The 18,370-nt window shown below is 65.7% G+C and carries 14 protein-coding genes; 9 read left to right on the top strand and 5 right to left on the bottom strand.

The genetic code is table 11. The features are described from left to right. The first annotated feature begins 54 nt into the window (after nt 1-54). Nucleotides 55-1,521 (top strand): catalase, encoded by a 1,467-nt coding sequence (locus H0S73_RS04960; RefSeq protein WP_181051122.1) that lies wholly within the window; start codon nt 55-57, stop codon nt 1,519-1,521. A 222-nt stretch (nt 1,522-1,743) separates the two neighbouring features. Here the strand turns inward: H0S73_RS04960 and H0S73_RS04955 are convergent, their stop codons facing one another. Then, entirely contained in the window at nt 1,744-2,409 is a 666-nt protein-coding gene (locus tag H0S73_RS04955) for an MBL fold metallo-hydrolase (protein WP_181051121.1), read from the bottom strand. Between the two features lie 117 nt (nt 2,410-2,526). On the opposite strand from H0S73_RS04955, the gene H0S73_RS04950 reads away from it, so the two are divergent. The 5 genes from H0S73_RS04950 to H0S73_RS04930 all read left to right on the top strand — a co-directional run bounded on the left by H0S73_RS04950 (nt 2,527) and on the right by H0S73_RS04930 (nt 8,157). Further along, nucleotides 2,527-3,639, top strand: coding sequence for an S-(hydroxymethyl)glutathione dehydrogenase/class III alcohol dehydrogenase (locus tag H0S73_RS04950; RefSeq protein ID WP_181051120.1), 1,113 nt, complete (start codon nt 2,527-2,529; stop codon nt 3,637-3,639). Nucleotides 3,640-3,653: 14 nt separating this feature from the next. Next, nucleotides 3,654-4,502, top strand: coding sequence for an S-formylglutathione hydrolase (gene fghA / locus H0S73_RS04945; protein WP_181051119.1), 849 nt, complete (start codon nt 3,654-3,656; stop codon nt 4,500-4,502). Between the two features lie 325 nt (nt 4,503-4,827). Next, nucleotides 4,828-5,985, top strand: a complete 1,158-nt coding sequence (locus H0S73_RS04940) for an OpgC family protein (protein ID WP_181051118.1) — start codon at nt 4,828-4,830, stop codon at nt 5,983-5,985. Between the two features lie 50 nt (nt 5,986-6,035). Beyond that, the gene (locus H0S73_RS04935) at nt 6,036-6,749 is read left to right on the top strand and encodes an SGNH/GDSL hydrolase family protein (protein ID WP_181051117.1); all 714 of its coding nucleotides are present in this window, start codon (nt 6,036-6,038) and stop codon (nt 6,747-6,749) included. A gap of 55 nt (nt 6,750-6,804) precedes the next feature. Beyond that, on the top strand, nt 6,805-8,157 hold the full coding sequence (locus tag H0S73_RS04930; RefSeq protein ID WP_425488213.1) for an AmpG family muropeptide MFS transporter: 1,353 nt from the start codon (nt 6,805-6,807) through the stop codon (nt 8,155-8,157). A 185-nt stretch (nt 8,158-8,342) separates the two neighbouring features. On the opposite strand, the gene H0S73_RS04925 is transcribed toward H0S73_RS04930, so the two are convergent. The 4 genes from H0S73_RS04925 to xylF form a co-directional block, all read right to left on the bottom strand. Continuing rightward, nucleotides 8,343-9,095, bottom strand: coding sequence for an SDR family NAD(P)-dependent oxidoreductase (locus tag H0S73_RS04925; RefSeq protein ID WP_181051115.1), 753 nt, complete (start codon nt 9,093-9,095; stop codon nt 8,343-8,345). 134 nt (nt 9,096-9,229) lie between these two features. Continuing rightward, entirely contained in the window at nt 9,230-10,009 is a 780-nt protein-coding gene (locus H0S73_RS04920) for an ATP-binding cassette domain-containing protein (RefSeq protein ID WP_181051114.1), read from the bottom strand. 11 nt (nt 10,010-10,020) lie between these two features. After that, entirely contained in the window at nt 10,021-11,322 is a 1,302-nt protein-coding gene (locus tag H0S73_RS04915) for a sugar ABC transporter permease (protein ID WP_181051113.1), read from the bottom strand. 157 nt (nt 11,323-11,479) lie between these two features. Beyond that, nucleotides 11,480-12,523, bottom strand: a complete 1,044-nt coding sequence (gene xylF / locus H0S73_RS04910) for a D-xylose ABC transporter substrate-binding protein (RefSeq protein WP_181051112.1) — start codon at nt 12,521-12,523, stop codon at nt 11,480-11,482. 215 nt (nt 12,524-12,738) lie between these two features. Here xylF and H0S73_RS04905 point away from each other — a divergent pair, with 215 nt between their 5' ends. From H0S73_RS04905 to H0S73_RS04895, 3 genes are all read left to right on the top strand, one after another. Beyond that, nucleotides 12,739-13,956 (top strand): ROK family protein, encoded by a 1,218-nt coding sequence (locus H0S73_RS04905; RefSeq protein ID WP_343058232.1) that lies wholly within the window; start codon nt 12,739-12,741, stop codon nt 13,954-13,956. Between the two features lie 74 nt (nt 13,957-14,030). Continuing rightward, nucleotides 14,031-17,090, top strand: coding sequence for a DNA polymerase I (polA, locus tag H0S73_RS04900; RefSeq protein ID WP_181051110.1), 3,060 nt, complete (start codon nt 14,031-14,033; stop codon nt 17,088-17,090). Nucleotides 17,091-17,117: 27 nt separating this feature from the next. Beyond that, nucleotides 17,118-17,600 (top strand): GNAT family N-acetyltransferase, encoded by a 483-nt coding sequence (locus H0S73_RS04895; RefSeq protein ID WP_181051109.1) that lies wholly within the window; start codon nt 17,118-17,120, stop codon nt 17,598-17,600. Nucleotides 17,601-18,370 lie beyond the last annotated feature (770 nt).

The following is an 18,370-nucleotide window of genomic DNA, read 5'->3' as shown; positions in this document are numbered from 1 at the left end:
TTGGACCTTATCGGGCCTCTCCGGCATGGTGCGCGGCACTCAATGGGGACGACGATGACAAAAACACCCACCATGACCACGACGGCGGGGGCGCCGATTGCAGACAACCAGAACAGCCTGTCGGCCGGAACCCGCGGCCCTCTGCTGCTCCAGGATTACCAGCTCATCGAGAAGCTGGCGCACCAGAACCGGGAACGCATTCCCGAGCGCGTGGTCCATGCCAAGGGCTCGGCCGCCTACGGCACCCTGACCATCACCAACGACATCACGCAATATTCCAAGGCGAAGGTCTTCTCCGAGATCGGCAAGCAGACGGAGGTGTTCCTGCGCTTCTCCACCGTGGCCGGCGAACGCGGCGCGGCCGATGCGGAGCGCGACGTGCGCGGCTTCGCGCTCAAGGTCTACACGGAAGAGGGCAACTGGGACATCGTCGGCAACAACACGCCGGTGTTCTTCGTGCGCGACCCGGTCAAGTTCCCCGACTTCATCCGCACGCAGAAGCGCCATCCCGCGACGAACCTGCGCTCGACGACCGCCATGTGGGATTTCTGGTCGCTCAGCCCCGAGAGCCTGCATCAGGTGACGATCCTGTTCTCGGATCGCGGCCTGCCCCAGGGCTACCGCTTCATGCACGGCTTCGGTTCGCACACCTACTCGTTCATCAACGAGGCCGGTGAGCGCTTCTGGGTGAAGTTCCACTTCAAGTCCATGCAGGGCATCAAGACCTGGACGAACCGCGAGGCCGAGGCTGTCGTGGCCAAGGATCGCGAGAGCGCCCAGCGCGACCTTTACGAGGCCATCGAAGGCGGCGATTTCCCGCGCTGGAAGTTCTGCGTCCAGATCATGCCCGAGACGGATGCGGAGAAGACCTCCTACAATCCGTTCGATGTCACCAAGGTGTGGCCGCATGCGGAGTATCCGCTGATCGAGGTCGGCATTCTCGAGCTCAACCGCAACGCCCAGCACTACTTCGCCGAGGTCGAGCAATCCTCGTTCTCACCGTCGAACATCGTGCCCGGCATCGGCTTCTCGCCGGACAAGATGCTTCAGGGCCGGATCTTCGCCTATGCGGATGCGCACCGCTATCGCGTCGGCACCCATTACGAGGTGCTGCCGGTGAACCGTCCGCGCAGCGCCGTGAACCATTATCATGCAGACGGCCCGATGCTGTTCGACATCCCGAACCGCGGCGATGCTTATTACGAGCCGAACTCCTTCGGCGGCCCGGTGCAGACGCAGCGCGCGGCCGAACCGCCGCTCAGGATCTCGGGTGATGCCGACCGCTACGACCACCGCGCCGGCAACGACGACTACAAACAGCCGGGCGACCTGTTCCGTCTCATGACGCCCGACGAGCAGAGCCAGCTCATGGACAACATCGCGGAAGCGATGCAGGGCGTGCCCGAGGCCATCGTGAAACGGCAGATCGTCCACTTCTACCTCGCCGACAAGGCCTACGGCCTCGGCGTGGCGGACCGCATGGGCCTCAAGGGCGCCGTGATGATCCAGGCTGCGGAATAAGCGAATAAATATCCGTAGGGGCAAAACGGAGCGGCCCGGGAGCGATCCCGGGCCGATTTTTTTGTTTGTCGCACCACTGTCATTCCGGGGCGCCGCAGGCGAGCCCGGAACCCATAACCACTGACGGTTTAGGGAGAGGCGTGATGGTGATCGATTTTTCTTGAGACGTTGTGGTTATGGGTTCCGGGTTCCGCTACGCGGCCCCGGAATGACTGGAGGGCTTCAAAGCAACCCCTCGCCCTGCAGGAACGGGTTGGTCTGCCGCTCCTGGCCGATGGTGCTCATGGGGCCATGGCCGCAGATGAAGGCGATGTCGTCGCCGAGCGGCAGAAGCTTGTCCTTGATCGAGGCGATCAGCGCCTTGCCGTCGCCGCCGGGAAGATCCACGCGGCCGACGGAGCCCTGGAACAGCACGTCGCCCACGAGGGCGAAGCGCTGCGACGGCGACACCAGAACGACGCTGCCCGGGGAGTGGCCAGGGCAATGCAGCACTTCGAGGGTGAGGTCCCCGACCGTGACCGTATCGCCTTCGTTCAGCCAGCGATCCGGCGTGACGGCGCGGGCGGGAAAACCATAGACCTGCCCCTGCTCGGCGAGGCGCTCCAGCAGGAACCGATCCGCCTCGTGGGGGCCTTCGACTGGAACGCCGAGGTCCTCGCGCAGCTCGGCCGCGCCACCGGCATGATCGATATGGCCGTGGGTGAGGATGATTTTCTCCACGGTGACGCCGGCCTGCGCGATGGCCTCGCGGATGCGGTCAAGATCGCCGCCGGGATCGACCACGGCCGCTTTCTTCGTCTTCTCGCACCACAGCAACGTGCAGTTCTGCTGGAAGGGCGTCACGGGAATGATGGTGGCGCTGACGTCTGGCACAGGCGATTCCTTCATCGTGTCGCATCCACACATAGGTGCTGCGGAGGCGGCTGGAAAGGCTCGCGTCTATTGACCTTGCGGAGCCCGGCTTCACATAGTCCCGGCATCGAATCACGAGCTAAGGACACGAGCATGGAAACCAGGGCCGCCGTGGCATGGGAGGCTGGCAAGCCGCTCACCATCGAAACCATCCGCATCGAAGGCCCCAAGGCCGGCGAGGTGCTCGTGGAAGTGATGGCGACGGGCGTCTGCCACACCGACGCCTATACGCTCTCCGGCCTCGATTCCGAAGGCAAGTTCCCGGCGATCCTGGGCCACGAGGGCGCGGGCATCGTGCGCGAGGTCGGCCCCGGCGTGACGACGCTGAAAGTCGGCGATCACGTGATCCCGCTCTACACGCCCGAGTGCCGCAACTGCAAATCCTGCCTGTCGCGCCGCACCAATCTGTGCACCGCCATCCGGTCCACGCAGGGCCAGGGCGTCATGCCCGACGGCACGAGCCGCTTCCGCTGCGACGGCGAGACCGTGTTCCACTACATGGGCTGCTCGACCTTCGCGAACTTCACCGTCCTGCCGGAGATCGCGCTTGCCAAGGTGCGCGAGGACGCGCCCTTCGACAAGATCTGCTACATCGGCTGCGGCGTCACAACGGGCATCGGCGCGGTGATCTATACGGCGAAGGTGTGGCCCGGCGCGAACGTCGTGGTGTTCGGCCTCGGCGGCATCGGCCTCAACGTGATCCAGGGCGCGCGCATGGTCGGCGCCGACAAGATCATCGGCGTCGACATCAACCCGGCCAAGGTCGAGATGGCCAGGAAGTTCGGCATGACCGACTTCATCAACCCGAAAGAGGTGGGCAACGACAAGGTCGTGCAGGCCATCGTCGATCTGACCGGCGGCGGCGCGGATTTCTCCTTCGACGCCACCGGCAACACGGACGTGATGCGCCAGGCGCTCGAATGTTGCCACCGCGGCTGGGGCGAGAGCATCATCATCGGCGTGGCGGAAGCCGGGAAGGAAATCGCCACCCGCCCATTCCAGCTCGTGACCGGTCGTGTCTGGAAGGGCACGGCCTTCGGCGGCGCGCGGGGCCGCACGGACGTGCCGAAGATCGTCGACTGGTACATGGAGGGCAAGATCAACATCGACGATCTGATCACGCACAAGATGCCGCTCGACGAGATCAACACCGCCTTCGACCTCATGCACGAGGGCAAGTCGATCCGTTCCGTGATCGTGTACTGATCGGGAGATACGGGTTGAGTTTCGAGACCGTCTCGCAAGCGCGCAGCTTCGGCGGCACGCAGTTCGTCTATCGGCATCTTTCCGAGGAAACCGGCACGCCCATGCGCGTGGCGGTCTTCGTGCCGCCGCAGGCCGCCGCCGCCAAGGTGCCGGTGGTGTGGTTCCTCGCCGGGCTCACCTGCACGGAAGAGAACTTCACCGTGAAGGCGGGCGCGCAGCGGGTGGCCTCTGAGCTCGGCCTGATCCTGATCGCCCCGGATACCAGCCCCCGCGGCGAGGCCGTACCGGACGATCCCGAAGGCGCTTACGATTTCGGCCTGGGCGCCGGCTTCTACGTGGATGCCACGCAGGAGCCTTGGGCGCGCAACTACCGCATGCGCTCTTATCTGGAGCGCGAGCTGCCGGACCTCGTCGCCGAGCACCTGCCCGCCGACATGAGCCGGCAGGGCATCATGGGCCATTCGATGGGCGGCCATGGCGCGCTCACCATCGGCTTGCGCGACCCTGAGCGCTTCAGGGCCGTCTCGGCCTTCGCGCCGATTGCCTCGCCCCTGAATTGCCCCTGGGGCGAGAAGGCGCTGTCGCGCTATATCGGGCCCGACCGCGCGGCCTGGCGCGACTACGATGCCTGCGCGCTGATCGAAGGCGGCGCCCGGCTCCCGGATCTCCTGGTCGATCAGGGCACGGCCGACGGGTTCCTGGACAGTCAGCTGAAACCGCAGCTCCTGGAAGCCGCCTGCGCCAAGGCGGGCCAGCCTCTCACGCTGCGGATGCAGGACGGCTACGACCATTCCTATTTCTTCATCGCAACCTTCATCGAGGACCATCTGCGCTGGCATGCGCAGCGGCTCGGCGCGAGCTGAGAGCTTGAACGGCGATTGTTAAAGCATTTTCGGTGAAGTGGATCCGGTTCACCGTCAGACAATGCGGCTCGGCAAAGAAGATAGATGTTTCCACTTTCGTGGAGACATCCCTAGATCCTCACGTGATCACATCACTGGACCTGATCCCGGGATCCGGGCCCGATCATACAGGTGTGATGACGCCGCATCTCGACCCGTCAAGCTTTTGTGCTAGAACTCATCCATTCAAGAAGATTCGCGGGGTTCCTGCACAGGCGCGTTTGCTCCTGGGCAACCCCTTTGCCTTGTTGGCGTTGCCATCGGGGACAAGTTCAAGAGTGGGTCGATGAAGGTCTTGGGACGCAACACGACGATCGATTTCTGGCGCGGGCTTGTCCTCGTGATCATCTTCGTCAATCACATTCCCGGCAATCTCATCGAGCATGTCACGCCGCGAAATTTCGGATTTTCCGACTCGACCGAGGCGTTCATCTTCATCTCCGGCCTGTCCGTCGCACTCGTCTATTATCCGAAAATCCCGCAGGGCGACATCGTCGGCGTCGTGAAGCGATGCCTGAGGCGGGCCTTCGAACTCTATCGCATGCATCTCCTCCTCACGGCCGGCGCCATCGCGCTCTTCTCCATCGGCTATGAGCTGAGCGAGGAGATCGGCCTCATCGAAGAGCATGGCCGCAGCATGGTCTTCGGCGACACGGCGAAGGGCGTGACCGGGATCCTCCTGCTCGGCCACCAGCTCGGCTATTTCAACATCCTGCCGCTCTACATCATGCTCATGCTATGGGCTCCGGTGGCGCTGGTCCTGGCGCGAATCCATCTCGGCCTGGCCCTCGCGGTATCAGCCGGCATTTACGGCCTCGCCCGCCTGGAGCTTCTCACCCTGCGGAGCTGGCCGGAGCCGGGAACCTGGTTCTTCAATCCCTTCGCCTGGCAGGTCCTGTTCACCATGGGGATCGTGACAGGGATCCTTATGTTCCGGCGGCAGAGCTTCTACAGCCGCCCCCTGATGCTCGCGTCCTTCTTCGTCGTGGCCCTGTCGCTGCTGTTCACGACGGCGGGCTTCGGGCTTTTCCCGCATCTGCCCGAGACGGCCCAGGCGCTCTTCGACCTGACGAAGCACGACCTGGGGCTCGGCCGGATCGTGCATTTTCTCGCCCTCGCCTATGTCCTCACCCAGTTCCCCGTGGGCGATGTCCTCAAGCGCACCTTCGTCGGCCCCGACCTGAAGCGACTGGGCCGCAATGCGCTCATGATCTTCGCCGCCGGGTCGCTCCTGAGCGCCCTGGGACAGGTCACCATGACGCTGGCCGCCGTGAAATCCTCCGCTAGTCCGCACATGATCGGGATGGTATTCACCATCATCGGCATCATTGGTCTTCTTGCGCTGGCGCGATATCTCGAATGGAACAAGCTCAACGTGGCCGCTCCTCCGAAGGGAATGGCAAAGGATCTCGGATTGCCCGCCTCTCAGGGGCGGTTCTCCTAAGTCTCGCATTCCTGGGGGCAGGCGCTCCGGCCGGAGCCGAGAACGCCCCCATGTGCTCCGGCGTCGCCGCCCGGCTGAAGGGGCAGAGCGCCATCCCGGCCCTGGCCGGCAAGCTGTCCCGGCACCAGCCCATCCGCATCCTGGCCATCGGCTCCTCCTCGACCGAGGGCATCGGCGCTTCCTCGCCCGACTATACCTATCCGGCCCAGCTCGAGGACGACCTCGCGGCGCTCTGGAAGGAGCCGGTCACGGTGGTGAATTCCGGCAAGGGCGGCGAAACCGTCATCCAGACCATCGAGCGCCTGGAGGCCGCCCTCAAGGCCGACAGGTACGACCTCGTGATCTGGCAGGTCGGCACGAACGATGCCATCAAGGGCGTCGACGAGGAATCGTTCCGGGCCCTGCTCGACCGGGGCATCTCGGCCGTCCGGCAGGCCGGGACCGAGATGGTTCTCCTCGACCAGCAATACTTTCCCTCGATCAAGGACCTCGCCCGTTACGAGCGGTTCGTGAACGCCGTCAGCGTGACCGGCCTCGAGCGCAAGGTCGGCGTGTTCTCGCGCTATGCCCTCATGAAGGAATGGAACAGCCGCTCCCCCGAGGAGCTGCGCTCCATGCTCTCCGCGGACGGCTTCCACATGGGCGACAAGGGCTACGATCACCTGGCCGGTTGCATGGCTGGCGCCCTTCAGGCCATGGTGGAGCAGTCCGTCGCCGAGGCCAAGCCGACCGTCACGGCCGCCGCTTCCGTGAGAGATCGTTAACGCCTCTGCGGGACGATAGCGGAAGAACCGCTCGCTCGCCCATTCCGGGGCGGGCCTGCGGCAACCATGTTCGGGGGTTCCCATCACCGCCTCAGCCAAACGCCGTCTGTCCCTGCGCGACGTCCTGACCGACGGACGCGTCGCGCTCATGCTGCCCCTCGGCTTCTCCTCGGGGCTGCCCTTCCTGCTCGTCTTCAGCACCCTGTCGACATGGCTCCGGGAAGCGGGGATCTCGCTGACCGTCATCGGCATGATGAGCTGGGTCGCCCTGGCCTATTCCCTCAAATTCCTCTGGGCTCCCGTCGTCGATCGTTACGACGTTCCTGTTCTCTCCCGCCTTCTCGGGCGACGGCGCGGGTGGATGGTCCTGACGCAGCTCGGGGTCGCGGCCGGGCTGATCGGCATGGCATCGACCGATCCGCAATCGGGCCTTCCCTTCACGATCCTCTTCGCCGTTCTCGTCGCCTTCGCCTCGGCGAGCCAGGATGTGGTCATCGACGGCTGGCGCATCGATGCCGCCGCGACCGAGCGCCAGGGCATGATGGCGGCGGCCCTGCTGCTGGGCTATCGGCTCGCCCTCATCACGGCCGGCGCCGGCGCGCTGTATATTGCCGAGTTCGCGAATTGGCGCAGCGCTTACCTCGCCATGGCCGGGCTCATGGTTGTCGGCCTGATCGGCACCCTGCTCGCGCCCCGCATCGACGAAGGACCGGCCCGGGAACGCCTGCCCATCGCCAAGGCCATCGTCGAGCCGCTGGTCGACCTCTTCCGGCGCAAGGGCCCGATGCTGATCCCCATCCTGGCGCTCATCGCCTGTTACAGGATTCCCGATTATGCGTCGGGCATCATGGCCAATCCCCTCTACATCGACCTCGGCTTCAGCAAGGCCGACATCGCCAACGTGTCGAAGCTCTACGGGGTCTGGATCGGCATCATCGGCGCCTTCGCCGGCGGACTGGCGCTCACCCGCATCGGCCTGTGGTGGACCCTGCTCATCGGCGCCGTCATCGCGGCCGGATCGAACCTGATGTTCTCCTGGCTCGCCTCCGGACACGCAACGCTCTGGGGCCTCACGCTCTCCATCAGCGTCGACAATTTCGCCGGAGGCTTCGCGGGTGCGGCCCTCGTCGCCTATATGTCGGGCCTGACCTCACCCGGCTTCGCCGCGACGCAATACGCGCTTCTCAGCTCGCTCTATGCCCTGCCGGGCAAGCTCATCGGCGGAGCTTCGGGGGCCGTGGTGGAGAACTTCGGCTATCCGACCCTCTTCACCGGCACGGCCACCATCGCCATTCCGCTGGTGATCCTGTGCATCGTCATCCGGCGGGACACGATGAAGACGGTCGCGGAGAAAGAGGAAGCGGCCGGACTCGAAACCGCGCCGGTCGGCGCCGGCTCGAGGGCTTGAGGTCGGGCGTCATGACAGTAAGCGTGATTGGTCATGGCACCCACCACGTCATCACCGGCCTTGTGCCGGTGATCTCGATTTGAACGGCGCCGCGCTCCTCCGATCGGGATGGCCGGGACAGGCCCGGCCATGACGGAGAGCATTCCTTATCGGCTGCGTCCGGCGACGTCTCTCAAGGCTTTGGATTAAACCCAGCCGCCGTCCACGAGATAGGTCTGCGCCGACATGGCGCTGGAATCGTCCGCGCCGAGGAACAGGGCGAAGTTCGCGATGTCCTGCGGCACGAGCTTGCGCTTCACGCATTGACGCTTGAGCAGCTCCTTCTCGCCTTCCGGCGTGAGCCACAGATCGATCTGGCGCTGGGTCATGATCCAGCCGGGCACCAGGCAGTTCACGCGGATGTTCTTCGGGCCGAGCTCGCGCGCGAGGGCGCGGGTGAGGCCGATTGCGGCGGATTTCGCCGTCTTGTAGGCGGCGAAGGAATCGTCGCTCACCATGTAGCTCGTCGAGCCCATGTTGATGATCGAGCCGCCACCGGCCTTCTCCATGTCGGGCAGCACGGCCTGGGCTGCGAAGAACTGGTGGTCGAGATTGGTGGCGAAGCGCTCGCGCCAATATTCCGGCGTCACCTGATCGATGGTGTGGCGGTCGTCGCGCGCGGCGTTGTTGACGAGGATCGTGATGGGCCCCAGCGCCTCGCTCGCGCGGCGGATCGCCGCCTGGAAGGCCGGGATGTCGCGCACGTCGCTGTGCTCGAAATGCACGCGCTCGCCGAGCTCCTTCGCCAGGGACTGACCGGCCTCGGCATTGTAGTCGAGAATGGCGACCTTGCTGCCCTGCGCGTGGAACGAGCGCGCGATGCTCTCGCCGATGCCGCTGGCGCCGCCGGTAATGAGAACGGTTTTTCCCTTCAGGGAGCCGTAAGTCGTTTGGGTCATGATTTCTCACTTGATTGAAATGGCGTTCCATCATCCCGGAGCTGCGCCGCAGAATCCAGGACGACAGAACAGAATCGGGCCTCATTCTGCAACCGATCCCGGATCTTCGCTATGCTTCGTCCGGGATGACGTGATCAGCTCGCGCCCGGTCCCGGCGTTGCGCCGGGCGGGCATTTGCCCAGGATGATCATGCCGAGGACCTCGTCCTGCGTGACGTCCTGCACGTTAGCCGAGCCCACGAGCCTGCCGTTCTTCATCACGCTCACCCGGTCGGCGAGGCCGAAGACGTCGTGGATGTCATGGCTGATGAGGAAGATGCCGATGCCCTCCTTCTTCAGCTGCAGCACGAGGTCGGCGACCTGCTGCGTCTCGGCCGGGCCGAGCGCGGCCGTCGGCTCGTCCATGATCAGCACCCGCGCATTGAAGTAGATTGCGCGCGCGATCGCCACGGACTGGCGCTGGCCGCCGGAGAGCGCCTTCACCGGTTCCTTGAAGCGGCGGAAATGCGGGTTGAGGCGCGCCATGACCTTGCGGGTCTCGGCCTCCATCGTCGCGTCGTCGAGGGTGCCGTAGGGTGTGAGAACCTCGCGGCCAAGGAAGATGTTGCCCGCCGCGTCGATGTTGTCGGCGAGCGCGAGCGTCTGGTAGATCGTCTCGATGCCGTAGCGCTTGGCGTCGCGGGGTGTCGCGATGTCGGCCTGTTCGCCGTTGACGTAGATCTCGCCCGAGTCCGGCCTGTAGGCGCCGGACAGGATCTTGATCAGTGTCGACTTGCCGGCGCCGTTGTGGCCGAGCAGGCCCACCACCTCGCCCGGGCGAAGATCGACGGACACGCCGTCCACGGCCTTGATGCCGCCGAACGCGATGGAGATGTTGCGCATCTCGACGAGAGGCGTCGTTCCATTGGTGTGCATGATGCGCCTCCCTACTTGATGCGACGGCGATAGAGGCTGTCGACCCAGACTGCCAGCACGAGCACGGCGCCGACGACGATGTTCTGCAGCGGCGTGTCGACGCCCAGCAGCACCATGCCCGATTGCAGCGATTGCATGACGAGGGCGCCGAGCATGGCGCCCGCGATCGTCCCGATGCCGCCGGCGAGCGACGTGCCGCCGATCACCGCGGACGCGATCACGTACAGCTCGTCGAGCGTTCCGGCCGCGTTCGTGGCCGCGTTCAGGCGCGCGGTCGAGATGCAGGCGGAGATGCCGCAGAGCAGACCCATGAGGCCGAACACCTTCATGAGTGTCCAGCGGGTGTTGATGCCCGACAGCTCGGCCGCCTCCGGATTGCCCCCGATGGCGAAGACGTAGCGGCCGAAGCGCCGGCGCGTGGCGATGAAGGTCATCACCAACCCGACCAGGACGGCGATCAGCACCGGCAGGGCGACGCCCTGCGAGATGAACAGCCCGCCCTCGGGCCAGGCGATGCCGCGAGCCTCGGCCCAGGCCCGGGCCGATCCCATCGGCATGGGATAGGCGTTGAAGACCGCAGCCGTCGCGAGAACGGCCCCGCAGGCGACGATGGCGATCACCGCGTCGGCCCAGCCGGGACGGACCGGGAAGCCGAAGCGCAGGCGGCGGCGGCGCGTCAGGCCCAGGCCCACGATGATGAGCCCGCAGGCAATCGCCGCGATGATCCAGGTGGTCGTGGCGCCGAGCGCCCCTTCCACGCCGCCGCCGAAGGCCTTGAAGCGCGAATCCATCGGCGCGACGGTCTGGCCCGTCGTGACCCACCAGGCCGCGCCGCGCCACACGAGCAGGCCGCCCAGGGTGACGATGAAGGAGGGAATGCCGAGATAGGCGATGAGCCAGCCCTGGAACAGGCCGATGAGGCCGCCGGCCACGAGCGCGATCAGCACGGCAAGCGGCGCCGTCAGCCAATGCTCGAGGCCGAGATAGGCCGGCAGCCACTGCACCTGCGCGACGCCGATGATCATGCCGACGACGCCGAGGATCGCCCCGACCGACAGGTCGATGTTGCGCGTGACGATGACCAGCACCATGCCGGTCGCCATGACGGCCACGGAGGCCGTCTGGACCGAGAGGTTCCAGAGGTTGCGGGGCGTCAGGAACACGCCGCCGGAGAGAATGTCGAACCCGATCCAGATCACGGCGAGCGCCGCCAGCATGCCGAGCATGCGAACGTCGATTTCGAGTTTCGAGAGGAGCGACCCGGACGCGGTGCTCGGCGGCGGCGGGGCTGTCGTGGCAATGGGTGCGGTCATGACGTCACGCTGAAAGACGAATGAAAAGTCTCATGAAAAATGTCATCCCCGGCTGGAGCGTCAGCGGAGGGGAAGGGGATCCATTCGCACGCTTTGCGCTATGGATCCCTTTCCCTCGCCTGAAGGCTCGCCGGGGATGATACGGAGCAAGTTTCGATCAGTCGCAGGCCTTCACGGTGCCGGCCTTCACACCCTGGCAGACGACCTCCTTGGACGCCCAGCCGGCCTTGATGACCACGTCGAGATTGTCCTTCGTGATCGCCACCGGGGTGAGGAAGAGAGCGGTCATGTTCTGCTTCTTCGGGCCGAGGTTCCACGGCTTCGCGCCCTGGATCTCGCCGAGCTTCTTGCCGCCTGCGAGCTGCACGGCGATTTCCGCCGCGTTGCGGCCGAGTTCACGCGCGTCCTTGAAGACCGTAACGGTCTGCGTGCCGAGCGCGACGCGGTTGAGAGCCGCCTTGTCGGCGTCTTGACCGGAAACCGGCACTGAACCGGCCAGGCCCTGCGCCGCGAGAGCCGCGATGGCGCCGCCGGCGGTGCCGTCGTTGGCGGCGATCACCGCGTCGATCTTGTTGTTGTTCTTGGTGAGGAACTGCTCCATGTTCCGCTGCGCGTTGGCCGGGAGCCAGCCATCCGTGTAGGCCTCGCCCACGTTCTTGATCTTGCCGGCATCGATGGCGGGCTTCAGCACTTCCATCGAGCCCTGGAACAGGAAGTTGGCGTTCGGATCGGAACCCGAGCCCTTGATGAAGGCATAGTTGCCCTCGGGCTTCACCTTGAGGACCTCGCGGGCCTGGAGGCGGCCGACCTCGACGTTGTCGAAGGTGAGATAGAAGGCCTGCGGGATTTCGATCAGGCGGTCATAGCCGACGACCGCGATGCCTTCCGCGATGGCCTTCTCGACGGCCGGGCGCACCGCGTCCGAATCCTGGGCAAGCACGATCAGCGCCTTGGCGCCGCGGGAGATGAGGCTCTCGATATCGGTGAGCTGCTTGGCGGGCGAGGATTGCGCATCCGCCGACACATAGGTGCCGCCGGCCTTCTCGACGGCGGCCTTGATGGCGGCTTCGTCGGTCTTCCAGCGCTCCTCCTGGAAATTCGACCAGCTGACGCCGATGACCGGGCCCTTCTGGGCGAAGGCGGCGGTGGCGGACAGAGCCAGGGCGGCAAGGCTGATCAGGGCGTGTTTCTTCGATAGCATCGGCTTCCTCCTGGACCTTGCGTTCCCTTGCAGGTCCGTGGCTCATGGCAGGCTGTCGATCCAGCCGGATCGACGGTAAGGCTCGCTCTGCCATGCTTTATAGTTCGAGCGGAGAAATAATTATCTCAGCCATGACCGCCTTCAAGCACCATCGAGCTTATCTTTTCGTCTGATATCCAATCACACTGGAATAGTTTTATTCGTAGATCGAACAAATGACCGCGATAACCCTAATCCCTCTTTCCCCACGAGAATCGGCCCGGCGGCGCCTGCTCGATGCTCTGCGCCGGGAAGGTCCCATGGCCAGGGTGGAGATCGGCCAGCATCTCGGCATGAGCCCGGCCTCCGTGTCCGAACTGACGGCGAGCCTCCTCGACGAGGGGATCCTGGTCGCGGAAGAGACGGCCGATCAGGCTTCCGGGCTGATTCGCGGACGGCCCAAGACCCGCCTTTACTTCGCCGAAACCCTCGGCGCCGTGATCGGCGTCTGGACCGGCTTCAACCGCATCGAGCTGCGGCTCGTGGACAGCGCCGGGCACAACCGGGCCAGCCGCCATATCGAACGTCCCTTGCGCAATCTCGGGGCGGAGGAGCTGATGGACGTTCTGGCGGACACGATCACGGCCTTTGCTCAGGAGACCGGCGCCCACGACGTGAAGGCCATCGGCCTCGCCTGCCAGGGCTATGTGGACACGCGGGACGGCATCGTCGCCTGGAGCCCGGTGCTCGGCACCCGCGACCTGCCGCTGGCCTCAGGGCTTGGCGAAAGGCTCGGCAAGCCCGTCCTCATGGAGAACGACGCCAGCGCCATGGCCTTCGCCATCACGCAGCGGAACGCGGAGCTGCGCTCCGGGCGCACCGCCTGCCTGATGATCGGCGACGGCGTGGGTCTCGGCTTCCTCATCCAGGGAGAGCTCTATCGCGGCGCCCGTTTCGGCGGCAGCGAGTTCGGCCATGTGCGCCTGCGCCGCGGCGGCCCGCAATGCCGCTGCGGCGGCCGCGGCTGCATCGAGGCCTATCTGGCCGACTACGCCCTGCACCGGGACGCCCAGCTCATCGACCACCGCCCCGCCCCGACCCTGCTGCTGCCGGGCGAGGACGCGATGGGATCCATCGTCGAGCAGGCCCGGGCGGGCGATCCCGCCCTGCTCAATCTCTTCCAGGCGGCGGGCGAAGTCCTGGGCGATGCGGTCGGCATTCTGATCCAGACGCTCGAGCCCGACCACATCGTCCTCTGCGGCCCCGGCACGCGGGCCATGGACCTGCTGCGCCCCTCCTTCGAGGCCGCGCTCGAATCGCAGACCATTCCCGAATTGCGGGCGCTCGCCGCCATCCATGTGGTGGAATCCTCCATGGACCTGCTGACGGAAGGGGTGGTGATCCAGGCCCTGCGCGAACTCGACCTGGACCTCGCCCGCCTCAAGGCTGCATAACCCCGCCACGGGCGTAGCCATCGGGCCTCAAAAACACTATCTGTTACGGGTCGATTTCTCACCAAAAGAGACCCATGGCTTCCTCCCGTCCCGTCCAAGCCGGCGACCACGTCTTCCTCGTCGACGGCTCCTCCTTCATCTTCCGGGCCTACTTCCAGTCCATGAACCAGGACCAGAAGTACAATGCCCGCTCGTCGGACGGGATGCCCACGGGAGCCGTGCGGCTCTTCGTGTCCAAGCTCCTGCAGTTCATGCGCGACGGGGCCGCGGGCCTGAAGCCGACGCATCTCGCCATCGTGCTCGACAAGTCCGAGGGCTCGTTCCGCAAGGAGCTCTACGAGGATTACAAGGGTCACCGGCCGGACGCGCCGGAGGACCTGAAGGTCCAGATGCCGATCATGCGCGAAGCGATCCGGGCCTTCGGGCTCGAACCGGTGGAGCTGCAGCGCTACGAGGCCGACGACCTGATCGCCACCTATACCCAGCAGGCAAAAGCGCGCGGGGCGGACGTGCTCATCATCTCGTCCGACAAGGACCTGATGCAGCTCGTGGGCCCGAAGGTGTGCTTCTACGATTTTGAATCGGGCTCCAAGGGCAAGCCGGGCTACCGGCCCGAGCGCAACCTGGACGAGGCCGCCGTCATCGAGAAGTGGGAGGGCATTCCGCCGGAGAAGATCGGCGACGTGCTCGCCCTCATGGGCGACACCTCGGACAACGTTCCGGGCGTGCCGGGCATCGGCTTGAAGACTGCCGCCCAGCTGATCAAGGAATACGGCGACCTCGAAACCCTGCTGGAGCGCGCCCCCGAGATCAAGCAGCCCAAGCGCCGCGAGACGCTCATCAACAATGCGGAATCGGCGCGCCTGTCCAAGAAGCTCGTGACGCTCGACTGCGAGGCCCCGGTCCCGGTGCCCCTCGACGACCTGCGCCTGCCGGAGCCCGATCCGAAGACGCTGATCGGCTTCCTGAAGGCCATGGAGTTCAACACGCTCACCCGGCGCGTGGCCGAGCTCTACGAGGCGGACCCGGCCGCCATCGGGCCCGACCCGCGCCTCATGCCCGGCGGCGAGGCGATCCGCTGGGAGCGCAACGGCCAGGGAACCGGCGTGACGGCGCCGACCGACGACGCCGTGCCGTTCTTCGGCAAGGCCGATGCCGCTGCGGGTGAGGTCGATCCCTTCGCGGGTCTCGACCTGCCGGAGACCGCGACCCCGCGCAAGCCCGTCGACGGCATCGGCACGCCCTCGCAGCTTGCAGCCAAACGCGCAACGGAAGCATCGTCCCTGCCCTTCGACGTAACGGCCTACGAGACCGTCACGAGCCTGGAACGGCTGAAGGAATGGGTCGCGCAGGGGCGCGAGCAGGGCTTCGTCGCCGTCGATACGGAAACGAGCGACCTCGACGCGACCCGGGCCGATCTCGTCGGCTTCTCGCTCGCGCTGGAAGCGGGCAAGGCCTGCTACGTGCCCCTCCAGCACCGCGATGAATCCGATCTCTTCGGCGGCGGTCTCGTGAAGGGCCAGATCCCGATCACCGAAGCGCTCGACGCCCTGCGGCCGCTTCTGGAGGATCCGTCCGTCCTCAAGATCGGCCAGAACCTGAAATACGACTGGGTCGTGCTGAAGCGCCACGGCATCGAGGTGCAGCCCTTCGACGACACGATGCTGATCTCCTACGTGCTCGATGCGGGCAAGGGCTCGCACGGCATGGATGAGCTCTCGCGCCGCCATCTCGGCCACTCGCCCATCACCTTCTCCGAGGTGGCGGGCACGGGCCGGAACAAGGTGACCTTCGACAAGGTGGAGATCTCCAAGGCCACCGCCTATGCGGCGGAGGACGCGGACGTCACCTTGCGCCTGTGGCAGCTTTTGAAGCCGCGCCTCGCCGCCGAGCACCGCGCCACGGTGTACGAGACGCTGGAGCGCCCCATGGTCGACACGCTCGCCCGCATGGAGATGCGCGGCATCATGGTCGACCGGCAGATCCTCAGCCGCCTGTCGGGCGATTTCGCCCAGACGCTCGCGCGGCTCGAGGACGAGATCCACGAGATGGCGGGCGAGAAGTTCGCCCTCGGCTCGCCCAAGCAGATCGGCGACATCCTCTTCGGCAAGATGGGCCTGCCCGGCGCGAAGAAGACACCGTCCGGACAATGGGCCACGCCCGCGACGCTCCTGGACGAGCTGGCGCAGGCCGGCCACGAGCTGCCCGCGAAGATCCTCGAATGGCGCCAGCTCTCCAAGCTGAAATCCACCTACACGGATACGCTGCAGGAGCACATGCATCCCGAGACCAAGCGGGTGCACACCTCGTTCTCGCTCGCCGCCACCACGACGGGACGCCTGTCGTCGTCCGATCCGAACCTGCAGAACATCCCGATCCGTACGGAAGCCGGGCGCAAGATCCGCAAGGCCTTCGTGGCCCAGGAAGGCCACAAGATCATCTCGGCCGATTACAGCCAGATCGAGCTGCGGCTGCTCGCGCATATCGCCGACATTCCGCAATTGCAGGAAGCCTTCGCGCAAGGAATCGACATTCACGCGGCGACGGCCTCGGCCATGTTCGGCGTGCCGCTCGACCAGATGACCGGCGACCTGCGCCGTCAGGCGAAGACCATCAATTTCGGCATCATCTACGGCATCTCGGCCTTCGGCCTCGCGACGCGCCTCGGCATCGCGAACCAGGAAGCCTCCGCGTTCATCAAGCAGTATTTCGAGCGCTTCCCCGGCATCCGCACCTATATCGACGAGACGAAGCGCTTCTGTAAGGACAAGGGCTACGTGACCACGCTGTTCGGGCGCGTGTGCCATTACCCGCAGATCAAGTCGGGCAATCCTTCCGAGCGCGCGGGCGTGGAGCGCCAGGCGATCAACGCGCCGATCCAGGGCACCGCCGCCGACATCATCCGCCGCGCCATGGTGCGCATGGAGGACGCGCTGAAGGCCGAGCGCCTCTCCGCCCGCATGCTGCTGCAGGTGCACGACGAACTGGTGTTCGAGGTCCCCGACGACGAGGTCGACGCCTCGCTGCCGGTGATCTCCCGCGTCATGACGGAAGCCCCCTTCCCGGCCGTGACCCTCAAGGTCCCGCTCGCGGTCGAAGCCCGCGCGGCGCAGAACTGGGATGAGGCGCATTGAGCGGGATGAGCACGCGGGATGCCTGACATGCAGGCTTCCTCGCTCATCGTGCGCAAGGCCGTGGCCGGCGATGCGGAGACGATCTTCCGATTCACGGCGGGCCTGATCGAGGATCATCTGCCGGGACAGCCGCCCTGGGTTTCGGTGGAGGATATCAAGATCAACGGCTTCGGCTCCGACCCGCTCTTCGAGGCCCTGATCGCCGAGCGCGATGACCAGCCGATCGGCTTCGTCTCGTTCTTTCGCGGCTATGCCGGCTGGCGCGGCAAGCCCATGGGCATCGTCCATGCCCTCTACGTTCTGCCGGAGGAGCGCCGCTCCGGAGCGGCGCGGACATTGATGGCCGGGGTCGCCCGGATCGCCCTGGAGCGCGGGTGGATCCGGATCGAACTCTTCGTCGAGGAGGGAAGGCCCGCCCTCTCCTTCTACGAACGGATCGGAATGCGCGACCTTCATCACAGGCATCTGCGCCTTGAGGGAGAAGCCCTTTCGAATCTGGCCAGGATCTGACGTCGTAAACACCACGCTGTTATCCCCGCGCAGGCGGATCTGGGTCCCGGGTTCCGCTGCGCGGCCCCGGGATGACGGTCGGGGCAAGCCCACGCCTTGGCAGCGGTGCGGTTCCCAGGACGTCGGTGGCCGGGACTGATCCCCGGATCAAGTCCGGGGCCGGTCATGACGCGGGTGGAGCCGATGCTTGTGTCAAAGAGCCAGCCCCTTGGGGCCCGCAGCTTGCGCTGCGAGCCTTTCGGGTTCGAGGGTGGCGCGTCGGGCAGCCCGGCTCGCTCGTGTGTGTTGATGGAAGAGCCGAACTGCTCGTCACGCACGGTTCTTTTCAGGTGGACCAGCTGGGGAGCCCCCAAGGTCGACCTCCCGCGACCACAGGCGTGCGAGGCCTGCGGCGGGACCGTGCCTGCTCTCACTCTTGCGACGCCTCGCGAGCGCGCCCCTCGTCAGAGCAGATCTAGGGCAACGATATAGCCAAGGTTATCCGCCCTGTCAAGAACAAAGTGAGAACACAACATCGCCTTTCCCCCTGCGCCCTCCTCCTGAGGAGCAGCGCAGCGGCGTCTCGAAGGATCAGGGCGCCTCCAGCCCCTCCTTCGCGACGGTCGCTCTGCGACCTCCTCAGGATGAGGCCGGAGAGGGTTCAGGAGGGAGGCATGAAGATGTGCGTCAGCACACAGCCAAGCTCGGTCTCGGAGACTCTGTCCATCGCCGTCGGCAGCGACTTTCCTGATGCAGCGACAAGCACTTGGCAGACATCTGGGCGGGCTTCG

Origin of the sequence: Microvirga mediterraneensis (genome assembly GCF_013520865.1) — a bacterium.
GTDB classification, from domain to species: Bacteria; Pseudomonadota; Alphaproteobacteria; order Rhizobiales; family Beijerinckiaceae; genus Microvirga; species Microvirga mediterraneensis.
The sequence above is the reverse complement of the archived record's forward strand: the minus strand, read 5'-3'. Positions and strand labels throughout refer to the sequence as shown.